The sequence below is a fragment of the Micromonospora nigra genome (assembly GCF_900091585.1).
Classification (GTDB): Bacteria; Actinomycetota; Actinomycetes; order Mycobacteriales; family Micromonosporaceae; genus Micromonospora; species Micromonospora nigra.
This window is the reverse complement of sequence record NZ_FMHT01000003.1, coordinates 1,995,321-2,018,927: the sequence shown is the minus strand read 5'-3', so window position 1 is coordinate 2,018,927 and position 23,607 is coordinate 1,995,321. Positions and strand designations below refer to the sequence as shown.

Sequence of the window (23,607 nt, the reverse complement as noted above, 5' to 3'; positions counted from 1 at the left end):
GCCGGGGGCGTGCCGGCGGGTCAGAAGGCGCAGGCGACGACGAGTTCCGGGGTGCGGTCGGGAAGCAGGTCGAGGGTGCCGATCCGGCCGGCGGCGCGCACGTCGTCGGCGACGAGGGTGAGCTGGTCGAGCACTGCGGCCGGGCCGAGCGCCTCGGCGAGCGGCACCTCCGCCCGCATCGACAGCTTCCGCTCCGACTTGGCCCGCCGCACCTGCCCCAGGGCGTCGCCCGCCAGGCGCAGCAGCTCCGGCTGCCCGTCACCCCGGATCGCCCGACCCACCTCGTACGTGGTGGGCCAGGTGGCGCGGTGCACCGAACCGTACCGCCACCACGACCACACCTCCTCGGTCACGTACGGCAGCACCGGCGCGAACAGGCGCAACTGCGTCGACAGGGCGGTGGCCAGTGCCGCCCGCGCCGAGTCGGCACCCGGCCCGGTGCCGTAGGCCCGTTCCTTCACCAGTTCGATGTAGTCGTCGCAGAACCGCCAGAAGAACGACTCGGTGACCTGGAGGGCGGCCGTGTGGTCGTACGCCTCGAAGGCGCGCGTCGCCGCGTCGACCACCGTGACCAGTTCCGCGAGCAGGGCCCGGTCCAGCGGTTCGGTGGCCGGGGCGCGTAGAGCGTCCGCGGCACCCAGGCCCAGGGCGAACTTCGACGCGTTGAGCAGTTTCGTGGCCAACCGCCGGCCCACCTTGACCTGCGCCGGGTCGAAGGCGAGGTCCATGCCGGGCCGCCCGTTGGCCGCCCAGTACCGCACCGCGTCGGAGCCGTGCTGCTCCAGCAGCGCCATCGGGGTGACCACGTTCCCCTTCGACTTGGACATCTTCTTGCGGTCGGGGTCGAGGATCCAGCCGGACAGCTCGACGTCCCGCCACGGCAGCACCCCGTGTTCGAGGTGGGAACGAACCACGGTGGCGAACAGCCAGGTGCGGATGATGTCGTGCCCCTGCGGGCGCAGGTCCATCGGGAACACCGCGGCGAACAGCTCCGGATCGGTCTCCCAGCCGCCCACGATCTGCGGGGTCAGCGACGAGGTGGCCCAGGTGTCCAGCACGTCCGGGTCGCCCACGAACCCGCCGGGCCGGCCGCGTTGTGACTCGTCGTAGCCGGGCGGGACGTCGTCGGACGGGTCGATCGGCAACGCGGAGTCGTCGGGCGTGAGAGGGTGGGTGAGGTCCGGCTCGCCAGTGTCGTCGAGCCGGTACCACACCGGCACCGGCACGCCGAAGAAGCGCTGCCGGCTGACCAGCCAGTCGCCGGTCAGGCCGCCCACCCAGTGCGCGTACCGGTGGTGCATGTGCCCGGGCACCCAGGTCAGCTCGCGGCCCCGGGCCAGCAGCGCCTGGCGCAGCGCGTCGTCCCGGCCGCCGTTGCGCAGGTACCACTGCCGGGTGGAGACGATCTCCAGCGGGCGGTCGCCCTTCTCGTAGAACTTCACCGGATGGGTGACCGGGCGCGGTTCGCCCACCAGGTCGCCCGACTCGGCCAGCAACCCGACCACCGTGCGCCGGGCCCCGGTGACGGTCTGCCCGGCCAGCGCCGCGTAGGGCTGCGCCGGCACGCCGGCCGGCGGTTCGGGCAGCAGCCGACCGTCCCGGCCGATGACCACCCGGGTTTCCAGGTGGAGCTCCCGCCACCAGGTCACGTCGGTCAGGTCACCGAACGTGCACACCATCGCGACGCCCGTGCCCTTGGCCGGGTCCGCCAGCGGATGCGGGCGCACCGGCACCTCCACCCCGAACACGGGGGTGCGCACCACCGTGCCGTGCAGGCGCGCGTACCGCTCGTCGTCGGGGTGGCAGACCAGCGCCACGCAGGCCGGCAGCAGCTCCGGGCGGGTCGTGTCGATCAGCACGTCCCGGCCGTCCGGCCCGTGGAACCGCAGCCGGTGGTAGGCCCCCGGCCGCTCCCGGTCCTCCAGTTCGGCCTGCGCCACGGCGGTGGCGAAGCCGACGTCCCACAGGGTCGGCGCCTCCGCCTGGTAGGCCTCGCCCCGGGCCAGGTTGCGCAGGAACGCCCGCTGCGACGTGGCCCGGGCCACCCGACCGATCGTCGTGTACGTCAGTGACCAGTCCACCGACAGCCCGAGCCGCCGCCACAGCACCTCGAACACCTGCTCGTCGGCGGCGGTGAGCCTCTCGCACAGCTCCACGAAGTTGCGCCGGGAGATGGGCGTCGGGTCCCGGCGGGCGGCGTCGTCGACGGGACCGGACGGGGGACGCCAGGCCGGGTCGTACGGCAGCGACGGGTCGCAGCGCACCCCGTGGACGTTCTGCACGCGGCGTTCGGTGGGCAGGCCGTTGTCGTCCCAGCCCATCGGGTAGAACACCGTACGGCCGCGCATCCGCTGGAACCGCGCCACGGTGTCGGTGTGCGTGTACGAGAACACGTGCCCCATGTGCAGTTCGCCCGACACGGTCGGCGGTGGGGTGTCGATGGCGTACACGGTCGACGGGCGGCCGGCGCGTCCCGGCGCCGCGTCGCGTACGGAGGCAACCGCCGTGGCCCGGTCGAACGCGTACGTGCCCTCGTCCTGCCAGCGGCGCGCCCAGGTCTCCTCCAGCCCGTCGAGGGACGGGCGTTCGGGGACGGCGGCGCGGGCCTGCCTCGCCGTGTCGGTCATCCGTCGATGGTAGGTACCGTCACCCGAAGGCGGCCACGGGTTTGCGCCGGCACGACGATCCGCCCCCGGCGCCGGTGGTCACGCCAGCCGTTCGTGATCGAGGAGCCACCTCTTCACGTCCAGGCCCCAGCGGTACCCGCCGAGCGTGCCGTCGGTGCGCAGCACCCGGTGGCAGGGCACGAAGAGGGCGGCGGCGTTGCGGGCGCAGGCCGCCGCGGCGGCGCGTACGGCGGCGGGGCGGCCGGCCAGGCCGGCGAACGCGGTGTACGTGACCGGCTCACCCGGCTGCACGTCGCGCAGCACCTTCCAGGCGTGGGGCAGGAACTCCCCGTCGCTGTGCTGCTCGACCGCGACGTCGTCGATGGCGGTCAGGTCGCCGTCCAGGTAGGCCGTCACGGCGGCGGTGACCGGCCCCAGGTCGGCCAGGTGGCGCACCGGCCCGCGCAGCCCCGGATGCACCAGCGGCGGCAGGGTGTGCGGGTCGGCGGTGAAGCCGGCCGCCCGGACGGCGCCGTCCGGGCCGGCGAGGATGCTCAGCGGCCCGACGGGGGTGTCGAGTCGGGTGCCGTAGAGGGTCATGCTGCTCTCCAGAGTCGGATCGTCGCGTACGACCGCCAGGGGCGCCAGCGGTCCGCGTGCCGGTCGAGACCGGCGGGGTCGTCGGGCAGGCCGAGGGCGGCTGCGCCCCGGCGTACGGCCAGATCGGTGGTCAGGGGCACGTCCGGGTCGCCGAGGGCACGCAGCGCGACGTAGCCCGCCGTCCACGGGCCGATCCCGGGCAGCGCCGACAGTCGTCGCCGGATCTCCTCGCGGTCGCCGCCCGGTTCGAGGTCGACCTCTCCGGCGGCGACGGCCCGCGCCAGCCCCCGGATCGCCTCCCGCCGCGCGGCCGGCATCCGGAACGCCGAGTCCGGTGCCCCGGCCACCGCTCCGGCCGCCGGGAAGCTCCGCAGCCCGGCCGCCTCCCCGGCCCGGGGAACCTCCCGTGGCCCGGTCGGTCGATCCGGTGGCCCGTGGGGGTGCGGGCCACCGCACCGGCCGTCCACCTCGTGGTCGGCCGGGTCGGGCAGGTGGGCCAGGAGGTGGGTGAGGGTCGTCCGGGCGGAGGTCAGCGAGACCTGCTGGGTGGTGATCGCCCGGAGCGCGATCTCGAACCCGTCGACCGCGCGGGGAACCCGAACGCCGGGCTCCGCGGCCACCACCGCCGCCAGCGCGGGATCCACGGCCAGGGTCTGGTCGACGGCGACCGGGTCGGCGTCCAGGTCGAACAGCCGGCGGCACCGGGCCACCGCCGGGGCCAGGTCGCGCATGTCGGCCAGCCGCAGGGTCGCCGAGACGTATCCGTCGGCCGGGGTCAGCGCGACCTCGGCGGCGCCGCGCGGCAGTCGCAGCCCACGCCGGTACGTCCCGTCGCGTACCTCCTCCACGCCGGGCAGCGCACGGACGGCGAGGAAGCCCAGCAGCGCGTCGGCGTGCAGCGGCGGCCGGTACGCCAGCCGTACGGTGATCGTGCCCGCCCCGTCGGCCGTCGCGCGCCGGTCGCGCCCGCGCTCGTCGACGGGCGGCCGACCTCGGCGCAGCTCCGACGGGGCGGTCGCGTACACCTCGCGTACCGTCTCGTTGAACTGCCGGACGCTGCCGAAGCCCGCCGCGAACGCCACCTCGGCCATGCCGAGTCCGGTGGTCTCGATCAGCGTGCGGGCGGTCTGTGCGCGTTGGGCGCGGGCCAGCGCCAGCGGCCCGGCGCCCAGCTCCGCGCACAGCATCCGGTGCAGGTGCCGCACGGTGTAGCCGAGCCTGGCGGCCAGTCCCGGGACACCGTCGCGGTCCACCACCCCGTCGGCGATCAGCCGCATCGCCCGACCGACGACGTCGGCCCGGACGTCCCACTGGGGGGAGCCCGGGGCGGCGTCGGGCCGGCAGCGCCGGCAGGCCCGCAGCCCCGCGCCCTGGGCCGCCGCCGCCGAGGGAAAGAACCGGACGTTGTGCCGCCTGGGTGTCATCGCCGGGCAGGACGGCCGGCAGTAGATCCCGGTCGACGTCACGCCCGTGTAGAACCAGCCGTCGAAGCGCTGGTCGCGGCTGTCCACGGCCCGGTAGCACCGCTCGAAGTCCAACTCCACGTCACCGATGATGCCCCTGCCCGCGCGGGGTGGCTGGCGGTGATCGGACATGAGCGTGGCCGGTGCCCCGCTGGCCGCGCGGGTTGCGGCAGGTTGGTCTGTCCGGCCCCGCCGAAGGGCCGGGATGCCGGAACTCGTGGTGATCTTTCGAAAGTGTCGGTTGTGGTCGGTAGCGTGCGCGCACCAACTCAAGAAGGGGCGCGGGGCGATGGCGAGCGTGGCGGGTCGGGAAGCGGCGTCGACTCGGGACGGGCACCGTCCGCTGGACGGGGCGGTCGTGCAGGGCTTCTACGCCCGGATGCGGGCGGTCGCGCCGGCCGCCGTCGGCGCGATCGAGCGCGACCGGGCCGGTGACCCGGGCCGGGCGTTCGGCGACACCGCCTGCGGTCGGCTCGCCCGGTCCCTCGACCGGGACGGGCTGCGGGCCCTCGGCATGTGGGTTCACCACTGGTGCATGCGGTTCTACGACGACGACACCCGGGTCGCGCTGCGGATGCTCCGCGAGATCGCCGGCCGCCCCGCGTTGGGCTGGACGGCCGACGAGGTGCGCTGGATGCTGCGCGAGTCGCACGCCGCCGGCCCGGCCGCCGCCGCCCGGTTCATGCTTCCACTCGCCGCCGCCGCCGAACTGGCCCCGGGTCGCCTGCCGCCAGGGTCGCCGGCCCCGGGTTCGCTGGTGTCGGGATCGCCGGCCCCGGGCTCACTGGTCTCAGATTGCCTGGCCACTGCGTCACCGGCCACCGCGTCGCCGGCCCCGGGTTCGCTGGTGTCGGGTCTGCTGATGGCGCGTCAGTCCGGCCCGGCTGCGCGGGGCTGACCAGGCCCGGTCCTGCCGTCGGGTGTGGTCGGCGGCCTGTCCGGGGCGGCAGTTGACCGAGCACCGTCGCGCCGACGGCGACGGCGAAACCGGCCAGTTGCCAGCCGGTCAGACCCTGCCCGAGCACCGCCCAGCCGAGCAGGGCGGCGGTGAGTGGGCTGAGCGCGCCCAGCAGTGACACCTGGGTGACGGGCAGGCGGGCCGCGCCCCGGAACCACAGCGCGTACGCCAGTGCCGTGCCGGCCAGGGTCAGCCAGGCGTACCCGGTCGCGGCGGGCAGGTCCGGGGCGGGTGGTGGGCCCTCCACGGCCCACGCCAGCGGCGACACCAGCAGCCCGCCGGCGGTGAGCTGCCATGCGGTGGTGGCCAGCGTGCCCACCCCGGGCGGTCGTCCCCAGCGCCGGGCGAGGACCAGGCCGGCGGCCATCGCGGCGGCGGCCGACAGCCCGGCGGCGACGCCGACCGGGTCGGGTCCGGCCGGTGCCGTGCCGTCGGGGCGCAGCACCACCAGGGTGACCCCCGCCAGGGCGGTCACCGCCGCGGCGAGCGCCCGGGGGCGGGGACGCTCGCCGAGCAGCAGCACCGTCAGGCCCGCCACGAGCAGGGGGCCGGTCGCGCCGAGCACGGCGGCGGTGCCGCCGGGCAGCCGGTACGCGGCGAGGAACAGCAGCGGGAAGAACGCGCCGATGTTCAGCGCGCCGAGCACGAGGGCCCGCCACCACCAGGAACCCGGTGGCAGTCGGCGGGTCAGGGCGAGCAGCAGCAGGCCGGCGGGCAGGGCGCGCACCGCCCCGGACCACAGGGGGCGGTCGGCGGGCAGCAGTTCGCTGGTGACCAGGTAGGTGGTGCCCCACGCCACCGGTGCCACGGCGGTGGTCAGGACGGCGGTCGGACGACGGTTCATCAGGGCCCCCAGTTTGCTCGTTGGCAAGTAGCTTAGCTCCAAGCTACTTACCGTCGAGTGACAGGTGGGCTGCGAGGTGCGGCACAATCCCGGTGTGGAGCGGGACGACGTCGACGGCATCGTCGAGCAGTGGCGCCGGGAACGGCCGGGCATGCGCCCCGAGCCGATGGCGGTCTTCGGGCGGATCTACCGGCTGGCCCGGCTGGTCGGCGACGAACAGGAGCGGACGTACGCCCGCTGGTCGATCAGCCGGGGCGAGTTCGACGTGCTGGCCGCGCTGCGCCGCGCCGGTGAGCCGTACAGCCTGGCGCCGAAGGCGCTCGCCGCGTCCCTCATGCTCACCTCCGGGGGCATGACCGGCCGGCTCGACCGGCTGGAACGCGCCGGGCTGGTCCGGCGCTCGCCCGACCCGGCCGACCGGCGGGGCCTGCGGGTCACGTTGACCCCCGCCGGCCGCAACCTCGTCGAGGAGGCCGCCGAGGCCGGGCTCACCGTGCAGCGCCGACTGCTGGACGCGCTGCCCCCGGCCGACCGCGAGCGCCTCGCCGACCTCCTGCGTACCCTCCTGGCCGCCGCCACCGATCCACCTGCCTGACGCGACGGTCCGGAGCCTTTCGGGACCGGCCTGTCCCGGGGCGTCGGCCCACGGCGTAAGCTGGCCCGTCGTGAGTCTCACCATCGGCATCGTCGGCCTGCCCAACGTCGGCAAGAGCACCCTGTTCAACGCGCTGACCAAGAACGACGTGCTCGCCGCGAACTACCCGTTCGCCACGATCGAGCCCAACGTCGGCGTCGTCGGTCTGCCGGACGAGCGGCTGCCCAAGCTCGCCGAGATCTTCTCCTCGCAGAAGGTGCTGCCCGCGCCGGTGTCGTTCGTCGACATCGCCGGTCTGGTGCGCGGGGCGTCCAAGGGGCAGGGCCGGGGCAACGCGTTCCTGGCGAACATCCGCGACGCCGCCGCGATCTGCCAGGTGGTGCGCGCCTTCTCCGACCCGAACGTGGTGCACGTCGACGGCAAGGTCTCCCCGGCCGACGACATCGAGACGATCAACACCGAGCTGATCCTCGCCGACATCCAGACGCTGGAGAAGGCGCTGCCCCGTTTGGAGAAGGAGGCCAAGCTCCGCAAGGACCGGGCCGCCGCCGTGACCGCCGCGAAGGCCGCCGTCGAGGTGCTCGACGGCGGAACCACCCTGTACGCCGGGGCCGCCGCCGCGAAGATCGAGCTGGAACACCTGCGCGAGCTGCACCTGCTCACCACCAAGCCGTTCCTCTACGTCTTCAACGTCGACGAGGCGGAGCTGGGCAACGCCGAGTTCCTCGACGAGCTGCGCGCCCTGGTCGCCCCCGCCGAGGCGGTCTTCATGGACGCGAAGATCGAGTCGGAGCTGGTGGACCTGCCCGAGGACGAGGCCCGCGAGCTGCTGGCCTCGATCGGCCAGTCCGAGCCGGGCCTGGACCAGCTCGTCCGGGTCGGCTTCCGCACGCTCGGCCTCCAGACGTACCTCACCGCCGGCCCCAAGGAGGCGCGGGCCTGGACCATCCCGGTCGGCGCGACCGCGCCGGAGGCCGCAGGGGTCATCCACTCCGACTTCCAGCGCGGCTTCATCAAGGCCGAGGTGGTCTCCTACGCCGACCTCGTCGACGCCGGTTCGATGGCGGCGGCGAAGGCGGCGGGCAAGGTCCGCATCGAGGGCAAGGAGTACGTGATGCAGGACGGCGACGTCGTCGAGTTCCGGTTCAATGTCTGACTTCGGTCCAACGTCTGCCGCCTCGGGTCGCCGCTCGTAGTCGGCGTTGGTGCGAACCCGCAGAGCCTTCCGCGCGTAGGTCCTGGGCGGGCAATCCTGGTCAGGGCATGCGCGCCAGGCTTGGATCGGGTTCGCCCAGCACTGGTAACACCATGGTATGGTCGCGGGATGGCGAGGACGAAGAAGGTCACGATCACGCTGCCGGCAGAGTTGCTGGAGAGCATGAAGACACACACCGACAACGTCTCCGGCTACCTCACCGAGCTGGCCGAGCGGGCCGAGCGGCGCAGACTTCTCCGAGAGGAGTTGGATCGCTACCAGGGCGAGTGTGGGACGTTCACTGACGAGGAGATGGCCGAGGCTCGGGCGCTCCTGCACGGGGCCGAGGAGATCGGGCGCGCGGCGTGAGCCTTGAGTCGCTGGTGCTCGACTCGCAAGGCTTGACACTGTGGATCGAACGGGACCGCAAGGTGATGCGACTGCTGGAGCAGGCGGAGCGTGATGGGGTCGATCTTGCCATGTCGGCTGCCACGATCATCGAGGTCTCCCACTCCGGCGTGGACGTCGCGCGGCTGACCTGGCTGCTGTCCCGGATCCGGGTGGAGGCGGTGACGAAGGAGAGCGCCCGCCGCAGTGCGGGGCTGCTGAAAGCGGCGGGGCTTCATGGGCACAAGTACGCCATGGATGCCATGGTCGCCGAGGTGGCGTTGCGACTACCCGCGCCGGTGGCGATCCTGACATCCGATGTCGATGACATCGTCAAGCTGTGCGGGCAGCGGGTTCGGGCCATCGGGCTGTAGGTGGGCTTTCTCCGGTGACGGCGCAGGTGTGTCACGTCTGTTGATCGGCGACGCAATCTGGTGGAGTTCCGCTTCAACGCCCAGTTCCGTCCGTCCAACATCTCGCGGACAGCTCTCGCCCCGGGGCCGTTGTCGTACGGGCCGCGCTGCCCGGCTGAATCGCGTTGCCCGGCCTGTCGGCCGGCCCTACGGTGATCCGGTGATGATCCGAGACGCCGAGGACGGCGACTGGCCCGCGATCTACCCGTTCTTCAGGGAGATCGTGGCGCAGGGTCGCTCATACGCGTTCCCCGAGAATCTGTCTCTGGAGCAGGCTCGCGGGTGGTGGATGGAATCCCCTCCGGGGCGGACCGTCGTTGCGGTGGCTGGGTCGACCGTTCTCGGCAGCGCGAAGATGGGCCCGAACCGGCCCGGCCGCGGCGCACATGTGGCAACGGCCAGTTTCATGGTTGATCCACAGCATTCCGGCCGCGGCGTCGGTCGCGCTCTCGGTGAGCACGTCGTCGGCTGGGCGCGCGCCGCCGGCTACCGGAGCATCCAGTTCAACGCGGTCGTGGAGTCGAACGAGGTCGCGGTCCGGCTGTGGTGTTCGCTGGGTTTCGAGGTGCTCGCCACCGTCCCCGAGGCGTTCGACCACCCCGAGCACGGCCTGGTGGGGCTGCACGTGATGTTCCTGAATCTGAGCGGTCCCGACCGGCTGTGCCGTTGATCGGCGACGGATCCGGTGAGGTTCCGCTTGAACGTCTGACACCCGCCGGTTCCGCAGCAGGTGGCGCCATCACCATCTGACCGCGTACGGGGGAAATGTGGCCTTCGTCGGCCGGGTTCCCGGACGCGCCGCTTCGGCCCTAGGGTGCGGTGATGGGGACGCTGCGGCTGGAGCCGATGACCGAGGAGCGCTACGACCGCTACCGGGAGGTCGGTGAGGAGAAGTACGCCGAGCACATCGCCTCCTCGGGCACGCTGCCGCCGCAGGAGGCGCGGGAGAAGGCCCGCGCCGACTACGTGTCCCTCCTGCCGGACGGCTTCCACACCGCAGGCCACCACTTTCTCACCGCCTACGACGGGGACGACGAGGTCGGCATCCTCTGGCTGCACCTGGAACGGAAGTCCGACGGCGTGCACGCCTTCGGCTACGACTTCGAGGTACGCGAGGAACTGCGCCGCCGGGGCCACGGCCGGGCGATCGCCGAGGCCGCGGAGGTGTACTGCCGGGAGCGGGACGTGGTGGCGATGGAGTTGAACGTGTTCGGCGACAACACCGCCGCCCGCGCCCTGTACGAGCAGCTCGGCTACGAGCCCACCAGCATCAAGATGCGCAAGCGCCTGTAGCCGTCGCCAGCCTGGCATGCAACGCCCAACCGGCAGGGGACATCCCGGCGGGGGCGTGCTGCCCTTGCTGACCCTCCCGAGCTGATAGCGCAGACGGAGCGCGGCGCCTGCCCCCGGGCCGGTGTGGTGGGAGACCGTGGCGACCTCGGCGAGGCGCTGGGCCTGATAGCACAAACGGTGCAGCTCGACAGGGGTCGCACGTGAAGCTCCGGGCCGAGCGCTGCGACCGCCGCCGCCTACGGCGGACAGTTCGGCTGCCGACCACCCGATGCTGCCGAGCAGAGACGCCAGCGGGGGAAGCGGAGCGACGCACGTCAGCCTTCAGCCACGGGGCCTCCGCGCCACCCGACCCCGTCCTCGGGTCAGCTGATGTGGTGCAGGATCACGTTGTGCACGTGATGGGTCTTCTGTGAGCCGCGGAACTCCACCTCGTAGGTGTGCGTGCCGACGTGGATCGCGATGGAGCCGGTGGAGAAGAACTGACCGCCCCACGACTTGTTGCTGACCACGCTCACGCTCGTGATCTTCGAGTACGGGATGCTGGTGATCGCGTACCGCTTGCCGACGAACGAGCGGTCCTGGATGATCACGCGCCGGTCGGTCAGCCCGATGAAGCCCGTTCCGGTGCCGACGGCGTCGTAGACGGCGATGATCTGCTCCCCGTCGAGCAGGCCGCTCTGGATCTGCTGGAACTGTTCCTTACGGTCGTACGTCGCGTTGGCCATGCCGCCCACGGTAGGCCCGCCGCGCCAGCGCAGATCATTCTCGCCGGGCCAGGACCACGAACTCGCCGTCGCCGCCTCCGGCCGGTTCCCCGCGCCAGCCGCCGAACACCTGCTCGACGGTGAATCCGGCGGTCCGCAGCGAGTCGCGAAGTTCCGCCTCGGTGCGGAACCGCAGGCTCGCCGAGCTGACCAGTTCCTCGCCGTGGTCGAACCGGTAGTGGTGGGTGAACTCGACGGTACCGCCGTCGATGTTCGTCACCTCGGCGAACGCCTCGACCGCGCTGCCGTCGGGCAGGACGAGCCGGCGTCGCGTTTCGGCCGGGTTCCATCGCTCCCAGCGCCGGGGCCCCAGAGGCATTCCGCGTCGTACACCTGGACCAGCCTCGGGTGGCGGAACTCTGCGTGCCGCATCGTCCAGCGGGGCCGTGCTCAGGACTCGGTGACCGCGCGGTACGCGTCCTCGATGCGGGCGGCCAGCAGGACCTCGCCCTCGCTGAGCGGCCCGTCGTCGTGCCCGACCCGGATCTGGGTCCGGTCTGCCCGGCGGCTGATCTCGGGCCGCAGGTGCAACGCGTCGGCGACGACCTTGACCCGCTCGGTCAGGGCCGCGTGCTGGGTGTCGTCGATGACCAGGGTGCGGCTGATCTGCTCCCCCTCCCGGATCCATCCGGAGAGTAGGGTCAGGGCGTCGCTCAGGTAGTCATGCTTCGCCCGAGCGCTGAACAGCGCACGCATCACCGCACCTCCCAGGCGTCGTTGCCGGCTTGTGGCCAAATCGTCGCCGTCCCGTGTCTTGTCGGTGGTGTCTAGTCTGTCGTCGCACAGTGGGTGTGTCCACGCCCACACTTCCGGGTATTCCTGACCTGACGGTCGGCCACGGTACCCAAACCGCCGATTGATCTGGCACCCTGGACGCCCGTGCGGACCGAACGGGCTAGCGGCGGTGGGCAGAGCGGGCGACGGGACCTCAAGGTGATCGTCGGCGCGGCGATCATCCGGGACGGGCGCGTGTTGGCCTGCGCCCGGTCCGCCCCGCCGGAGGTGGCCGGAATGTGGGAGTTCCCCGGCGGGAAGGTGGAACCGGGGGAGAGCGAAACGGCAGCCCTGGCCCGCGAGTGCGCCGAGGAGTTGGCCGTCCGCGTGGAGATCGGCGAGCGGGTCGGTCGCAACGTCCGGATGGCGCACGGCCGGTCGGTGCTCAAGGTGTACGCGGCCCGCCTGCTGCACGGCGACCAGCCGCAGGCGCTGGAACACTCCGGAATGCGCTGGCTCTGCGCCGACGAACTCGACTCGGTCACCTGGCTTCCCGCCGACGTGCCCATCGTCGCCGCCCTCCGCCCGCTCCTGACCGCCGGCTGCTCGACGGCCCTCCCTGACGCGGGGACCGACGGCCGTCCCTGACGGCCGGGTTCGACCGGGTGCGGGGTCGGCGGGTCGGCTGGATGCGGACGGGGGCCGCGCGGTCCCACCGCGCGGCCCCCGTCGACATGCCGAAGGTCAGTGCTTGTCCTGGTCCGGGTGGGCGAAGTTCAGGTGCTCCGGGGGCAGCGGGAAGGTCACGTCGTCGCCGAACGGCGAGGGTGCCGCCGGGCGGTCGAAGGTGAGTTCCGTGAGCGGCAGCTTGCCGTGCTCGTCGACGGCGGGGGAGGTCGGGCGGGGCACCTCACGGTGCCAGTTGACGCCGCCCTGCGCCTGCGCCTCGGCCTGCGGGTCGTGCGACCCGCCCGCGTGGGAGTGCACGCCGCCGTGGGCGGCGCTGGCGTGCACGGCATCGCTGGAATGCCCGCTGGTCACGCTGGTCTGAGGCACCTGACCCCTCCGGAAGATCTTGCTACCGAGCCACACGAGGGGATCGTACCTGCGGTCGACGACCCGCTCCTTCATGGGGATGATCCCGTTGTCGGTGATCTTGATGTGCTCCGGGCAGACCTCGGTGCAGCACTTGGTGATGTTGCAGAAGCCCAGGCCCTGTTCGGCCTGCGCGTACTCCTTGCGGTCCGGCTTCGTGTCGAGGGGGTGCATGTCCAGTTCGGCCGCCCTGATGAAGTACCGCGGCCCGGCGAACGCCTGCTTGTTCTCCTCGTGGTCGCGCACCACGTGGCAGACCGTCTGGCACAGGAAGCACTCGATGCACTTGCGGAACTCCTGCGAACGCTCCACGTCGACCTGCTGCATCCGGTAGTCGCCGGGGGCGACGCCGGGCGGTGGCGCGAAAGCCGGGGTCTCCCGCGCCTTCTCGTAGTTGAACGAGACGTCGGTGACCAGGTCCCGGATGACCGGGAAGGTGCGCAGCGGGGTGACCGTGACCGTCTCCCCCTCCTCGAAGGTCGACATCCGGGTCATGCAGCCCAGCTTGGGCATCCCGTTGATCTCCATCGAGCAGGAACCGCACTTGCCCGCCTTGCAGTTCCACCGGCAGGCCAGATCCGGCGCGTCGGTGGCCTGCAACCGGTGGATCACGTCGAGGACGACCTCGCCCTCGTTCACCTCCACCGCGTAGTCCCGCAGCTCGCCGCCGGACTCGTCGCCACGCCAGATCCGGAACTGGCGCTTCGCGGCCGGCCTGCCGGCCGCCGGAGTGGATTCGGTACCCATTCGTCAGCGCTCCTTCTCGGCGTCGGAAGCGGGGGTGGCGGGGGCGTCGACGTCGGCGAGCTCCTCGTCGGTGAGGTACTTGGCCAGCTCCGCGCGGTCGAAGAGGGCGATCAGCTCGGCGCGCATCCTCGGCAGTGGCTTGCGGTCCAGCCGCACGGTGTCACCCTCCAGCGAGCAGACCAGGTTGACCCGACGCCAGGCCGGGTCCATCGTCGGGTGGTCCTCCCGGGTGTGTCCGCCCCGCGACTCCCGCCGCTCCAGCGCCGCCTTCGCGGTGCACTCCGAGACGACCAGCATGTTGCGCAGGTCGAGCGCCAGGTGCCAGCCCGGGTTGTAGCGCCGGCCGCCGGCCGCGCTGACCTTCGCCACCCGCTCGCGCAGCTCCGCCAGCCGGGCGAGGGCGTCGACCAGTTCGCCCTCGCGCCGGATGATGCCGACCAGGTCGCCCATCACCGCCTGGAGGTCCTGCTGGAGGGTGTACGGGTTCTCGCCGGTGTCCCGCTGCAACGGGGCGAGGGCCGTCTCCACGGCGGTCTCCACCGCCGCCACGGCCACCCGGGGGCGGGCGGGGAGCTGGTCGACGTACGTGGCGGCGTGGCCGCCCGCGCGCTTGCCGAAGACCAGCAGGTCCGACAACGAGTTGCCGCCGAGCCGGTTGGAGCCGTGCATACCGCCGGACACCTCACCGGCGGCGAAGAGGCCACGGACGTGTCCCGCCGCGGCCCCCGAGTCGGGGTCCACCTCGACCCCGCCCATCACGTAGTGACAGGTCGGCCCGACCTCCATCGGCTCCTTGGTGATGTCGACGTCGGCCAGCTCCTTGAACTGGTGGTACATCGACGGCAGGCGGCGGCGGATCTCCTCGGCCGGCAGCCGGGAGGCGATGTCGAGGTAGACGCCGCCGGCGGGCGTACCCCGACCGGCCTTGACCTCGCTGTTGATCGCCCGGGCCACCTCGTCGCGGGGCAGCAGCTCCGGCGGACGCCGGTTGTTGTCCGGATCGGAGTACCAGCGGTCGGCCTCGGCCTCGTTGTCCGCGTACTGCTTGCGGAACACGTCGGGCACGTAGTCGAACATGAACCGCTTGCCCTCGGAGTTCTTCAGCACGCCGCCGTCACCGCGGACCGACTCGGTGACCAGGATGCCCTTCACCGAGACCGGCCAGACCATGCCGGTCGGGTGGAACTGGAGGAACTCCATGTTGATCAGCGTCGCCCCGGCCCGCAGGGCGAGGGCGTGACCGTCCCCGGTGTACTCCCACGAGTTCGAGGTGACCTTGTAGGACCGGCCGACCCCGCCGGTGGCCAGGACCACGGCGGGGGCCTCGAAGAGGACGAACTCGCCGGACTCCCGGTAGTAACCGAACGCCCCGGCCACCCGGTCGCCGTCGAGCAGCAGCTCGGTGACGGTGGTCTCGGCGAACACCCGGATCCGGGCGTCGTACGAGCCGTGGGTCGCCTTGTCCTCCTGCTGGAGGGAGACGATCTTCTGCTGGAGGGTGCGGATCAGTTCCAGGCCGGTGCGGTCGCCGACGTGGGCCAGGCGCGGGTACTCGTGGCCGCCGAAGTTGCGCTGCGAGATCCTGCCGTCCTTGGTGCGGTCGAACAGCGCGCCGTAGGTCTCCAGCTCCCAGATGCGCTGCGGCGACTCCTTCGCGTGCAGCTCGGCCATCCGGAAGTTGTTCAGGAACTTGCCGCCGCGCATGGTGTCACGGAAGTGCACCTGCCAGTTGTCCCGGCTGTTCACGTTGCCCATGGCGGCGGCCGCGCCGCCCTCGGCCATCACCGTGTGCGCCTTGCCGAACAGCGACTTGGAGATGATCGCGGTCTTCTTACCGGCCAGGCGGGCCTCGATCGCCGCGCGGAGACCGGCGCCGCCGGCCCCGATGACGACGACATCGTAGTGGTGTCGCTCGATGCGAGTGGTAGTGGTCATCTCAGGGGGCCCTCTAGTTGATGAACCGCAGGTCGGTGAACCAGCCGGCGGCGACCGCCATGACGTAGAAGTCGGTGAACGCCAGGGTGCCGAGGGTGATCCAGGCGAACTGCATGTGCCGGACGTTCAGCCAGGAGACCCCCGTCCACGCCTTGTACCGGACGGGGTGCTTGGAGAAGTGCTTGAGCCGACCGCCGATGATGTGCCGGCAGGAGTGGCAGGAGATGGTGTAGGCCCAGAGCATCACCACGTTGACCAGCAGGACGATGTTGCCCAGCCCGAAGCCGAAGCCCTCGGGGCTGTGGAAGGCCAGGATCGCGTCCCAGGTGTTGATCAGCGAGATGACGGCTGCGGCGTAGAAGAAGTAGCGGTGCAGGTTCTGCCCGAGCAGCGGGAACCGGGTCTCGCCGCTGTAGCTGGCGTGCCCGTCCGGCACCGCGCAGGCGGGCGGCGAGAGCCAGAACGACCGGTAGTACGCCTTGCGGTAGTAGTAGCAGGTCAGCCGGAACAGCAGCAGGAAGGGCAGCGTCAGCGCGGCGTCGGGGATGATCCACCAGCCGGGCAGGTACTGCCCGAAGTGTGAGGCTTCCGGAAGGCACCGGTCGGTGACGCAGGGGGAGTAGAACGGGGTGAGGTAGTGGTAGTCCTCCACCCAGTACCACTTGTGCATGAAGACCCGGACCGTCGCGTACGCGATCCACGCGCTGAGCCCGATCACGGTGACCAGTGGGGCGAGCCACCAGCGGTCGGTGCGCAACGTCTTCGCCGCGACAGCGGCCCGCGCCCGCGGCTTCGTTGCCGGTGATGTCATTCGAGTCGTCTCCCTGACGGGGCCCCGAGGGGCGGCGGAACACTTACGGTCGGCACGCGGACCCGGCGAAGCCGACCGCACGCCACGTCATGCGCACACACCAACGACCGCGCCGGCGCGTCGGCGCAGCTAGGTGACACACGTTACGCCGATCTAGGCGGGTCGTCCGCGCAAGGCAGTCTTCCGTGTGTCCCGCCAATTGGAAAGGCTTTCCAGCATGATCAATGCTTGATCGATCATCACAGGTGCCCGCGGACGAAGTCCAGCTCCAACCGCAGCAGCCGCTCCGCCAGACCACCCGTGGCCATGTGGGTGGCCCCGCTCAACGGCAGCACCGCGTGCGGGCGGCCGGTGGCCAGCAACGCCGCCGACAGCCGCAGCGTGTGGGCCGCCACCACGTTGTCGTCCACCAGGCCGTGCACCAGCAGCAGCGGTCGCGCCTGCGCCGGACCGGTGACCGGCTCCGCCGCCAACTCCACCAGCGAGTGATGCGCGTAGACGTCCGTGCCGTCCTCCGGCAGACCCAGGTACCGCTCGGTGTACGCCGTGTCGTACAGGCCCCAGTCGGTCACCGGCGCCCCCGCGATCCCGCAGCGGAACAGTTCCGGGTGCCGCAGCACCGCGAGCCCGGCCAGCCAGCCGCCGAACGACCAGCCACGCACCGCCACCCGGCCCAGGTCCAGATCCGGGTGCTTGTCCGCGAGCGCGGTCAACCCGTCCACCTGGTCGGCCAGGATGACGTCCGCCAACCGCCGGTGGATCGCCTTCTCGAACGACGGCGCCACGCCCGGCGTACCCCGGTTGTCGAGGACGACCACCGCGAAGCCGGCCTCGGCCCACCACTGCCGTTCCAGCCACGCCGACCGGGCCGCCACCACCTCCTGGTGCCCCGGCCCCCCGTAGACGTCCAGCAGCACCGGCAGCCGGCGACCCGTGACGTGCTGGTCGGGGTAGAGCACCGCCGCCGGCAGCCGCCGGTCGGTGACCCGCTCCAGCAACGGCAACGGCGCGTACGGCGGGTTCGCCGCCAGCGAACGCAGCGTCGCCACCTCCCGGTCGCCCCGCCACACCGTCCAGCGCAGGCCCGCGTGGTCCAGCGAGGCGCTGCCCACGACCAGCACGTCCCCGCCGACGGCGGCCACGTGCCAGCCCGCGTCGGAGGTGGCCCGCCGGGCGTCCACCCCACCCCCGATGGTGGTCCGCACCCGGAACAGGTGTTGCTCGCTCGGCTCGCCCTCGCTCGCCTCCACCAGCAGGTCCGTCCCGTTGGTGCCGGCCGCCAGGCGGCCCACCACCCGACGTACGTACAACGAGGGCGGGGTGAGCAGCGTGCCGTCGGCGAACAGGCAGCGCGCGTCGTACCCGTCGTGGGCCAGTTCGCCGCCGACCAGCACCCGGCCGTCCGGCAGGTGCGAGGGTGTGCCGGGGATCGGCTCCACCCAGCGCGGGTCGGCCAGCTCGGCGTGCACCTGCGTCTCCCCGGTCCGCGGGTCGACGGCCAGCACCAGGCCGTGCTGCTGCGCGCGACGCAGCACCGTGATCAGTGGCGCGCCCTCGCCCCAGTGCACCGCCGTCAGGTAGGGGTAGGTCTCCCGGTCCCAGTGCACGTCGACCCAGCCGCCGTCCAGGTCCAACAGGTGCAGGCTGACCTCCGCGTTCGGCCCGCCCGCCACCGGGTACGCGACGGTGGTCGGCGGGTTGGCCGGCTCGGTCGGGTCGTGCAGGTGCCAACGGGCGAGCCGGGAGTCGTCCACCCGGGCGGCGAGCACCGACCGCCCGTCCGGCGCCCACCAGTAGCCGCGGTGCCGCCCGAACTCCTCCGCCGCGACGTGCTCGGCCAGCCCCCAGGTCACCCCGGCGTCCTCGCCGGCCAGCAAGGTGTCGGCGCCGTCGGGGCCCACCACCCGCAGCTCGCCCCGGCGCACCCCGTCGGCGGAGTCGGTGACGTACGCCAGCCGCTCACCCGTGGGGTCGGGACGCGGGTCGAGCACCGGGCCGACGGCCGCCACCTCGACCACGTCGCCGTGTACCAGATCGGCCCGGAACAGCCGGCCGGCCAGCGCGAACACCGCGACCCGGCCGGCGGCGTCCAAGGCGTACGCGCCGATGCCCGAGGCGCTCAGCCGCAGCCGCTCCCGGCGGGTGCGTTCACCCGGGCTCAGCGTGCCGGGATCGGCGTCGCCCAGCAGGACGGTCGGGTCGGCGACCAGTCGCTCGGTGCCGGTGGCGACGTCGAGGAGCCAGAGCGCGTCGGCCGGGTCCTCCGGGCCGCCGGAGCGCAGGAAGAGCACGCGGGTGCCGTCGTCGGCCACGGAGACGGCGCGCGGTGCCCCGTGGCTGAACCGGCGGGTACGGGCGGCCAGCTCCGGATAGTCCACAGCTGTAGATCGTAGGACCGCGCCGGTGGTGATGTGGCCGACCTGGGCGGACGCGTCGGGGCCGGTGCGGGGGAACCGCCGGATAGAGTGACCGGCGTGACGACGTTGCCCGCCCGCCGGCTCCTGCTGGTCCACGCGCACCCCGACGACGAGTCCATCGGCACCGGCTCCACCATGGCCCACTACGCGGCCACCGGCACCCACGTCACCCTGGTCACCTGCACGCTCGGCGAGGAGGGCGAGGTCCACGTGCCGGCGCTTGCCCAGCTCGCCGCGGCCGAGGCCGACCAGCTCGGCGGGTACCGGATCACCGAGCTGGCGGCGGCCTGCGCCGCACTCGGGGTGACCGATCACCGCTTCCTCGGCGGCGCCGGCCGATACCGGGACTCCGGCATGATGGGCCTGTCCACCAACGAGCACCCCCGGGCCTTCTGGCAGGCCGACCTCGACGAGGCCGCCGGCCACCTGGCGGAGGTCATGCGCGAGGTCCGCCCGCAGGTCATGATCACGTACGACGACAACGGCTTCTACGGCCACCCGGACCACATCCAGGCGCACCGGGTGGCGATGCGTGCGGCGGAGCTGGCCGCCGGGCAGGGCTTCGCCCCGGCGAAGATCTACTGGACGGCCATGCCGCTGAGTGTGCTGGAGGCGGGGATGAGCCACTTCGCCGAGTCGTCGGACAATCCCTTCGCCGGCATCGACGACCTGACCGAGCTGCCCTTCGGCACGCCCGACGAGCAGATCGCGGCCCGGATCGACGCCACGGATCAGCACGCCGCCAAGGAGGCGGCCATGCGGGCGCACGCCACGCAGATCCCCGACACCTCCTGGCTGTACTCGATCGCCGGCAACTTCGGCGCCGAGTTCATGGGGGTGGAGTACTTCACCCTCGCCGTCGGGGAGAAGGGCCCGGGCGACGGCCCGTACGGTTGGGAGTCCGACCTGTTCGCCGGGCTGGACGTGGCCGCCGGCGCCGAACCCTCCGCCGGGGGTGCTGGCCCCTCCGTCGAGGGTGCCGAACCCTCCGCCGGGGGTGCCGGTGGCCCGGCGGCCGGCGGTTCGGAGCCGACCACCGGCGGGGCGGGTGCGCCCCCGGTGCCCGCGGCCGGTCTCCGGTGAGCCTGCCCGCCGCGCCGATGTCCGTCGTCCCCGAGGAACAGGCCCCGCCACCCCGGCGTCCGTCGCGGGCGGTCGACCTGGTCCTGCGGGTGACCGGCGGGATCGTCGCCGTGGTCGCCGGTGCGCTCAGCGCCGTGCTGGAACTGCTGCTCGCCCCGGCCCGCGTCGGCGGGCAGCTGATCGGAGCGGCGGTGTTGGTGGCGATCGGCGTGAACGTCGCGCTGAGCTGGTTCGCCCACGAGGCGGTCGGCCGGCGCTGGGCGGTGGCCCTGCCCGCCCTGCCCTGGTTCGTGATCATGATCACCGCCGCCGACCGGACCGCCGAGGGGGACATCCTGCTGGCCGGCAACTGGGTGGGCCTGGCGGTGGTGGTGGCCGGCGCGACCACTTTCGCGGTGATGGCCTTCCGGCTGATCCTCGCACCCCCGTCGGTGCGGCCGGGGGACTGACGCGACGCCGCCGCGAGTGGTAGATATTCCTGCCAGGAGGCCCGCCGTCGGGGCGGGTCGTACGGCGGGAGGCGTGCGATGGGCAAGTGGTGGCGCGGGATCGGCGTTCTCGCGGTGGCGCTGTTCGCGGTCAACGTGGTCGCCCGGCTCGTCATCCGGTTCGGCTTCGACGGTGCCGACACCACCGCCGCCGACCGGGTGACCCTCGGGATGTTCGTGGTGATCGGGCTGATCCTCGCCGGGGTCGCCGCCCGCTGGAGCCACCGCCGCCCGGTGGCGGACTGGGGCCCCGACATCGCGGCCGCGATCGGCGTGGCCCTGGCGCTGACGATGCTCGTGGGGCCGCTGCTGGTCGGCCAGAGCCCGTTCGCCGACTCCGGCGACGTCTTCTTCGCCCAGATCGGTCTCTACCTCGTCGCCACCGGCGCCGGCGTGCTCCTCGGCTACCTGCTGGTCACCGCACTCGGCCTCGACCACCGTTCGCGCATCCTCAAGCGGTACGCGGAGATCAAGACCGCCAAGCCCCGTCGCGTCGTCCGGCGCTGACCGGCTGTCGCGTCCGGTCCGGGCGGGTTGCGCGTCAACCGCCCCGGCGCAGCTTGCGGCATGTGGGTGTCAGAGGCGCTTCAAGGGCCAAGCTGCCGCAACCTGTGTCGATCAAGGCCGGTTGGAGCCGCTGGGCGGAGTCAGCGCGGGGCGACCCGGGTCAGGTAGGTGTGGTGGGTGGTGAAGCCGAGTTTGGCGTAGAGCATCACCGCGGCGGTGTTGCGCTGCTCCACCTGGAGGAACGCGTCGGTGGCCCCCTCGGCGGCGGCCCAACCGGCGAGCGCACGGACCAGCCGGACGGCAAGTCCCTGCCGGCGGGCGGCGGGCAGCACCTCGATCAGGCTCAGCCCGAGCCACCGGCCCCGCCCCGTCACCGAACCCCGGCCGATCGCGACCAGTTCGCCGGCGACGTGCACGTGGGCGAAGCGGACCCGGTCCACGGCCGTCAGCACGTGTCGGGCGGCGTCCGGCAGCCCGCCCTTGCGCCCGGCGGCCAGGGCCAGCCACTGCGCCGACGGCACGCCGGCCAGCTCGACCACCGCCGGGTCGACCGCCGCCGCCGGCTCGACCACCGCCCGGTCCACCGCCGGAGGGCCCACCGGAACCGCCTTCGGCGTGTCGCCATTCGGCGTGTCGGCGTCCGGTAGCAGGCCGGCCAGCGGCACGGTCTGGACGAGGACCGGCGGACGACTGCCCCAGCTCCGGGCGTCCAGCTCCGCGCCGACCGGCGCGGCCAGCGGCAGCGGCGTGTTGACCATGGCGGGCTGGCCCAGGTCGTCGTACCAGCGGGTGACCGCGTCCAGCGCGGCCGGCAGCGGCCGGTCGGGGTCGCCGACGGGCAGCGCCGAGTTGGCGCGGCCGGTCCACCCGTCGGCGGCGCGCAGCAGCCAGTCGCCCAGACGGGCCCGGGTCGGGGCCGGCCACGCCTCGTCGGCGGCCAGTTCCAGCTCGATCACCGCGGCGGCGGTCGGCCGGCGGGCCGGCGGCACCCGCTTGGCCCGGTGCACCTCCGCGAGGGGAACGCTGAGCCGGCCCTGCCGGGTAGTCAACGTGAGATGTGTCTCGTTCAGCTCGACCAACTCGCCGAGGGCGTCGGCGAACAGGGGTCGGCCTTCGCGAATCCCCACAATCCGACGAACCACGATCCGATGTCCCACATCCTGCTGTCGGAGCACGATCGACCCCCTCCCCGGCGAGATACTAGGCTCATACCGTCGCGGGTGATCGCGGCGTGTCTTGCGGAGGAGAAGACCGGTGACCTACATCATCGCCGAGCCATGCGTGGATGTGCTTGACAAGGCATGCATCGAGGAGTGTCCGGTCGACTGCATCTACGAGGGCAACCGGATGCTCTACATCCACCCCGACGAGTGCGTCGACTGCGGTGCCTGTGAGCCTGTCTGCCCGGTCGAGGCGATCTTCTACGAGGACGACGTCCCGGAGCAGTGGAAGGACTACACGGGCGCCAACTACGAGTTCTTCGAGGAGCTGGGTTCGCCCGGTGGTGCCTCGAAGATCGGCAAGGTGGAGAAGGACGCCTCCTTCGTCGCCGCGCAGCCGCCGCGCGGCGAGGGCCACTGAACCGGCCCGCGCCGGTCTCGTCGCGGCTGCCCGAGTTCACCTGGGACAGTCTGGACGCCGCGGCCACCCTGGCCGCGGCGCACCCGGACGGCCTGATCAACCTCTCCATGGGGACGCCGGTCGATCCGGTTCCCGGGGTGATCCGGCAGGCGCTCGCCGACGCGTCCGACGCTCCGGGATACCCGCTGACCGCCGGCACCCCGGTGCTGCGGGAGGCGATCGCCGACTGGGTGGCCCGGTCCTGCGGCACCGGTGTGAGCGGTCTGGGTGTGCTGCCCACGATCGGCTCGAAGGAACTGGTCGCGTGGCTGCCGACCCTGCTCGGGGCGGGGCCCGGTGACGTGGTCGTGGTGCCGTCGATCGCCTATCCGACCTACGAGGACGGGGCCCGGCTGGCCGGTGCCACCGTGCTTCGGGCCGACTCGCTGACGGCGGTCGGCCCCACCCCCCGGGTGCGTCTGGTCTGGGTGAACTCGCCGGGCAACCCGACCGGCCGGGTGCTGCCCGCCGCCCACCTGCGCAAGGTGGTCGACTGGGCCCGGGAGCGCGGTGCGGTCGTCGCCAGCGACGAGTGCTACCTGCCGCTGGGTTGGGACGCCGAACCGGTCTCGGTGCTGTCGCCCGAGGTCTGCGGCGGTTCTCACGAGGGTGTGCTGGCGGTGCACTCGCTGTCGAAGCGCTCCAACCTCGCCGGCTACCGGGCGGGGTTCGTGGCCGGCGACCCGAAGCTCGTGGCCGAGCTGCTGAAGGTCCGCAAGCACGCCGGGATGATCGTGCCCGCGCCGGTGCAGGCGGCCATGGTCGCCGCGCTGCGCGACGAGACGCACGCCGACGAGCAGCGGGAACGCTACCGGGCGCGACGGGAGATTCTGCGGGCCGCGTTCACCGCGGCCGGGTTCACCGTCGAGCACTCGGAGGCCGGCCTCTACCTGTGGCTCACCCGGGGAGAAGACTGCTGGGCCACCGTCGACTGGCTGGCCCGACGGGGGATCCTGGTCGCCGCCGGCGTCTTCTACGGCCCGGGTGGCGCTCAGCACGTGCGGGTGGCCCTGACCGAGTCCGACGCGCACGTCGCGGCCGTCGCCGCCCGCCTCGCCGGGCCGTGACCCCG

General features: G+C 72.7%; 24 protein-coding genes and 1 pseudogene. 13 read left to right on the top strand and 12 right to left on the bottom strand.

What is annotated here, in order from left to right:
• Positions 1-20: 20 nt before the first annotated feature.
• The 3 genes from valS to GA0070616_RS08435 all read right to left on the bottom strand — a co-directional run bounded on the left by valS (position 21) and on the right by GA0070616_RS08435 (position 4,750).
• Positions 21-2,627: a valine--tRNA ligase gene (gene valS, locus GA0070616_RS08445; RefSeq protein WP_091078986.1), complete on the bottom strand. Its 2,607-nt coding sequence runs from the start codon at positions 2,625-2,627 to the stop codon at positions 21-23.
• A 78-nt stretch (positions 2,628-2,705) separates the two neighbouring features.
• Positions 2,706-3,206, bottom strand: a complete 501-nt coding sequence (locus GA0070616_RS08440; protein WP_091078984.1) for a methylated-DNA--[protein]-cysteine S-methyltransferase — start codon at positions 3,204-3,206, stop codon at positions 2,706-2,708.
• Positions 3,203-4,750, bottom strand: coding sequence for a DNA-3-methyladenine glycosylase 2 family protein (locus GA0070616_RS08435; protein ID WP_091078981.1), 1,548 nt, complete (start codon positions 4,748-4,750; stop codon positions 3,203-3,205). The genes GA0070616_RS08440 and GA0070616_RS08435 overlap by 4 nt, the downstream gene beginning before the upstream one ends.
• A gap of 208 nt (positions 4,751-4,958) precedes the next feature.
• Between GA0070616_RS08435 and GA0070616_RS08430 the strand changes: the two are divergent.
• Positions 4,959-5,411: pseudogene (locus tag GA0070616_RS08430) on the top strand (hypothetical protein); the annotation flags it as partial.
• Here GA0070616_RS08430 and GA0070616_RS08425 read toward each other — a convergent pair.
• Entirely contained in the window at positions 5,350-6,471 is a 1,122-nt protein-coding gene (locus GA0070616_RS08425) for an EamA family transporter (RefSeq protein WP_091078977.1), read from the bottom strand. The pseudogene GA0070616_RS08430 and the gene GA0070616_RS08425 overlap by 62 nt on opposite strands.
• A gap of 94 nt (positions 6,472-6,565) precedes the next feature.
• On the opposite strand from GA0070616_RS08425, the gene GA0070616_RS08420 reads away from it, so the two are divergent.
• The 6 genes from GA0070616_RS08420 (at position 6,566) to GA0070616_RS08395 (ending at position 10,354) form a co-directional block, all read left to right on the top strand.
• Entirely contained in the window at positions 6,566-7,066 is a 501-nt protein-coding gene (locus GA0070616_RS08420) for a MarR family winged helix-turn-helix transcriptional regulator (protein ID WP_091090258.1), read from the top strand.
• Positions 7,067-7,136: 70 nt separating this feature from the next.
• Positions 7,137-8,222, top strand: a complete 1,086-nt coding sequence (gene ychF / locus GA0070616_RS08415; RefSeq protein WP_091078973.1) for a redox-regulated ATPase YchF — start codon at positions 7,137-7,139, stop codon at positions 8,220-8,222.
• Positions 8,223-8,390: 168 nt separating this feature from the next.
• Positions 8,391-8,630 carry a hypothetical protein gene (locus GA0070616_RS08410; RefSeq protein WP_091078970.1) on the top strand — a complete coding sequence of 80 codons (240 nt, stop codon included), beginning with the start codon at positions 8,391-8,393 and terminating at the stop codon, positions 8,628-8,630.
• Positions 8,627-9,022: a PIN domain-containing protein gene (locus GA0070616_RS08405; RefSeq protein WP_091078967.1), complete on the top strand. Its 396-nt coding sequence runs from the start codon at positions 8,627-8,629 to the stop codon at positions 9,020-9,022. The genes GA0070616_RS08410 and GA0070616_RS08405 overlap by 4 nt, the downstream gene beginning before the upstream one ends.
• 202 nt (positions 9,023-9,224) lie before the next feature.
• Positions 9,225-9,731 (top strand): GNAT family N-acetyltransferase, encoded by a 507-nt coding sequence (locus tag GA0070616_RS08400; protein WP_091078963.1) that lies wholly within the window; start codon positions 9,225-9,227, stop codon positions 9,729-9,731.
• 152 nt (positions 9,732-9,883) lie between these two features.
• Positions 9,884-10,354, top strand: coding sequence for a GNAT family N-acetyltransferase (locus GA0070616_RS08395; RefSeq protein WP_091078959.1), 471 nt, complete (start codon positions 9,884-9,886; stop codon positions 10,352-10,354).
• Positions 10,355-10,716: 362 nt separating this feature from the next.
• Here GA0070616_RS08395 and GA0070616_RS08390 read toward each other — a convergent pair whose 3' ends face one another.
• The 3 genes from GA0070616_RS08390 to GA0070616_RS08380 form a co-directional block, all read right to left on the bottom strand.
• Positions 10,717-11,079, bottom strand: coding sequence for a PH domain-containing protein (locus tag GA0070616_RS08390; protein WP_091078956.1), 363 nt, complete (start codon positions 11,077-11,079; stop codon positions 10,717-10,719).
• Positions 11,080-11,113: 34 nt separating this feature from the next.
• Positions 11,114-11,437 (bottom strand): hypothetical protein, encoded by a 324-nt coding sequence (locus tag GA0070616_RS08385; protein ID WP_091078953.1) that lies wholly within the window; start codon positions 11,435-11,437, stop codon positions 11,114-11,116.
• A gap of 71 nt (positions 11,438-11,508) precedes the next feature.
• The gene (locus GA0070616_RS08380; protein WP_091078949.1) at positions 11,509-11,814 is read right to left on the bottom strand and encodes a 4a-hydroxytetrahydrobiopterin dehydratase; all 306 of its coding nucleotides are present in this window, start codon (positions 11,812-11,814) and stop codon (positions 11,509-11,511) included.
• Positions 11,815-11,997: 183 nt separating this feature from the next.
• Here GA0070616_RS08380 and GA0070616_RS08375 point away from each other — a divergent pair, with 183 nt between their 5' ends.
• Positions 11,998-12,480: a (deoxy)nucleoside triphosphate pyrophosphohydrolase gene (locus tag GA0070616_RS08375; protein ID WP_091078945.1), complete on the top strand. Its 483-nt coding sequence runs from the start codon at positions 11,998-12,000 to the stop codon at positions 12,478-12,480.
• Positions 12,481-12,576: 96 nt separating this feature from the next.
• Here GA0070616_RS08375 and GA0070616_RS08370 read toward each other — a convergent pair whose 3' ends face one another.
• From GA0070616_RS08370 to GA0070616_RS08355, 4 genes are all read right to left on the bottom strand, one after another.
• Positions 12,577-13,674 (bottom strand): succinate dehydrogenase/fumarate reductase iron-sulfur subunit, encoded by a 1,098-nt coding sequence (locus tag GA0070616_RS08370; protein WP_091078942.1) that lies wholly within the window; start codon positions 13,672-13,674, stop codon positions 12,577-12,579.
• Positions 13,675-13,677: 3 nt separating this feature from the next.
• A complete protein-coding gene (locus GA0070616_RS08365) occupies positions 13,678-15,609 on the bottom strand; it encodes a fumarate reductase/succinate dehydrogenase flavoprotein subunit (RefSeq protein WP_091078938.1) in 1,932 nt (643 codons plus the stop codon).
• A 13-nt stretch (positions 15,610-15,622) separates the two neighbouring features.
• Complete coding sequence (locus GA0070616_RS08360) at positions 15,623-16,420, bottom strand: hypothetical protein (RefSeq protein ID WP_091078934.1); 798 nt, start codon at positions 16,418-16,420, stop codon at positions 15,623-15,625.
• A 239-nt stretch (positions 16,421-16,659) separates the two neighbouring features.
• The gene (locus tag GA0070616_RS08355) at positions 16,660-18,798 is read right to left on the bottom strand and encodes a S9 family peptidase (protein ID WP_091078930.1); all 2,139 of its coding nucleotides are present in this window, start codon (positions 18,796-18,798) and stop codon (positions 16,660-16,662) included.
• 87 nt (positions 18,799-18,885) lie between these two features.
• Here GA0070616_RS08355 and mshB point away from each other — a divergent pair, with 87 nt between their 5' ends.
• From mshB to GA0070616_RS08340, 3 genes are all read left to right on the top strand, one after another.
• Complete coding sequence (gene mshB, locus GA0070616_RS08350; RefSeq protein WP_175440015.1) at positions 18,886-19,920, top strand: N-acetyl-1-D-myo-inositol-2-amino-2-deoxy-alpha-D-glucopyranoside deacetylase; 1,035 nt, start codon at positions 18,886-18,888, stop codon at positions 19,918-19,920.
• A 17-nt stretch (positions 19,921-19,937) separates the two neighbouring features.
• On the top strand, positions 19,938-20,369 hold the full coding sequence (locus GA0070616_RS08345; RefSeq protein WP_091090255.1) for a hypothetical protein: 432 nt from the start codon (positions 19,938-19,940) through the stop codon (positions 20,367-20,369).
• 78 nt (positions 20,370-20,447) lie between these two features.
• Positions 20,448-20,915 (top strand): hypothetical protein, encoded by a 468-nt coding sequence (locus GA0070616_RS08340; protein ID WP_091078922.1) that lies wholly within the window; start codon positions 20,448-20,450, stop codon positions 20,913-20,915.
• Between the two features lie 140 nt (positions 20,916-21,055).
• On the opposite strand, the gene GA0070616_RS08335 is transcribed toward GA0070616_RS08340, so the two are convergent.
• Positions 21,056-22,090, bottom strand: a complete 1,035-nt coding sequence (locus tag GA0070616_RS08335; protein ID WP_091078918.1) for a GNAT family N-acetyltransferase — start codon at positions 22,088-22,090, stop codon at positions 21,056-21,058.
• Between the two features lie 79 nt (positions 22,091-22,169).
• On the opposite strand from GA0070616_RS08335, the gene fdxA reads away from it, so the two are divergent.
• Positions 22,170-22,496, top strand: a complete 327-nt coding sequence (fdxA, locus tag GA0070616_RS08330) for a ferredoxin (protein ID WP_091078915.1) — start codon at positions 22,170-22,172, stop codon at positions 22,494-22,496.
• The gene (dapC, locus tag GA0070616_RS08325) at positions 22,493-23,602 is read left to right on the top strand and encodes a succinyldiaminopimelate transaminase (RefSeq protein WP_281188590.1); all 1,110 of its coding nucleotides are present in this window, start codon (positions 22,493-22,495) and stop codon (positions 23,600-23,602) included. Before fdxA ends, dapC begins: the two co-directional genes overlap by 4 nt.
• Positions 23,603-23,607: the final 5 nt, after the last annotated feature.

Coding starts and splice junctions, on each gene's coding strand:
- valS (WP_091078986.1), bottom strand. CDS start 2,627: ATGACCGACACGGCGAGGCAGGCCCGCGCCGCCGTCCCCGAACGCCCG.
- GA0070616_RS08440 (WP_091078984.1), bottom strand. CDS start 3,206: ATGACCCTCTACGGCACCCGACTCGACACCCCCGTCGGGCCGCTGAGC.
- GA0070616_RS08425 (WP_091078977.1), bottom strand. CDS start 6,471: ATGAACCGTCGTCCGACCGCCGTCCTGACCACCGCCGTGGCACCGGTG.
- GA0070616_RS08410 (WP_091078970.1), top strand. CDS start 8,391: ATGGCGAGGACGAAGAAGGTCACGATCACGCTGCCGGCAGAGTTGCTG.
- GA0070616_RS08400 (WP_091078963.1), top strand. CDS start 9,225: ATGATCCGAGACGCCGAGGACGGCGACTGGCCCGCGATCTACCCGTTC.
- GA0070616_RS08395 (WP_091078959.1), top strand. CDS start 9,884: ATGGGGACGCTGCGGCTGGAGCCGATGACCGAGGAGCGCTACGACCGC.
- GA0070616_RS08390 (WP_091078956.1), bottom strand. CDS start 11,079: ATGGCCAACGCGACGTACGACCGTAAGGAACAGTTCCAGCAGATCCAG.
- GA0070616_RS08385 (WP_091078953.1), bottom strand. CDS start 11,437: ATGCCTCTGGGGCCCCGGCGCTGGGAGCGATGGAACCCGGCCGAAACG.
- GA0070616_RS08380 (WP_091078949.1), bottom strand. CDS start 11,814: ATGCGTGCGCTGTTCAGCGCTCGGGCGAAGCATGACTACCTGAGCGAC.
- GA0070616_RS08370 (WP_091078942.1), bottom strand. CDS start 13,674: ATGGGTACCGAATCCACTCCGGCGGCCGGCAGGCCGGCCGCGAAGCGC.
- GA0070616_RS08365 (WP_091078938.1), bottom strand. CDS start 15,609: ATGACCACTACCACTCGCATCGAGCGACACCACTACGATGTCGTCGTC.
- GA0070616_RS08360 (WP_091078934.1), bottom strand. CDS start 16,420: ATGACATCACCGGCAACGAAGCCGCGGGCGCGGGCCGCTGTCGCGGCG.
- GA0070616_RS08345 (WP_091090255.1), top strand. CDS start 19,938: ATGTCCGTCGTCCCCGAGGAACAGGCCCCGCCACCCCGGCGTCCGTCG.
- GA0070616_RS08340 (WP_091078922.1), top strand. CDS start 20,448: ATGGGCAAGTGGTGGCGCGGGATCGGCGTTCTCGCGGTGGCGCTGTTC.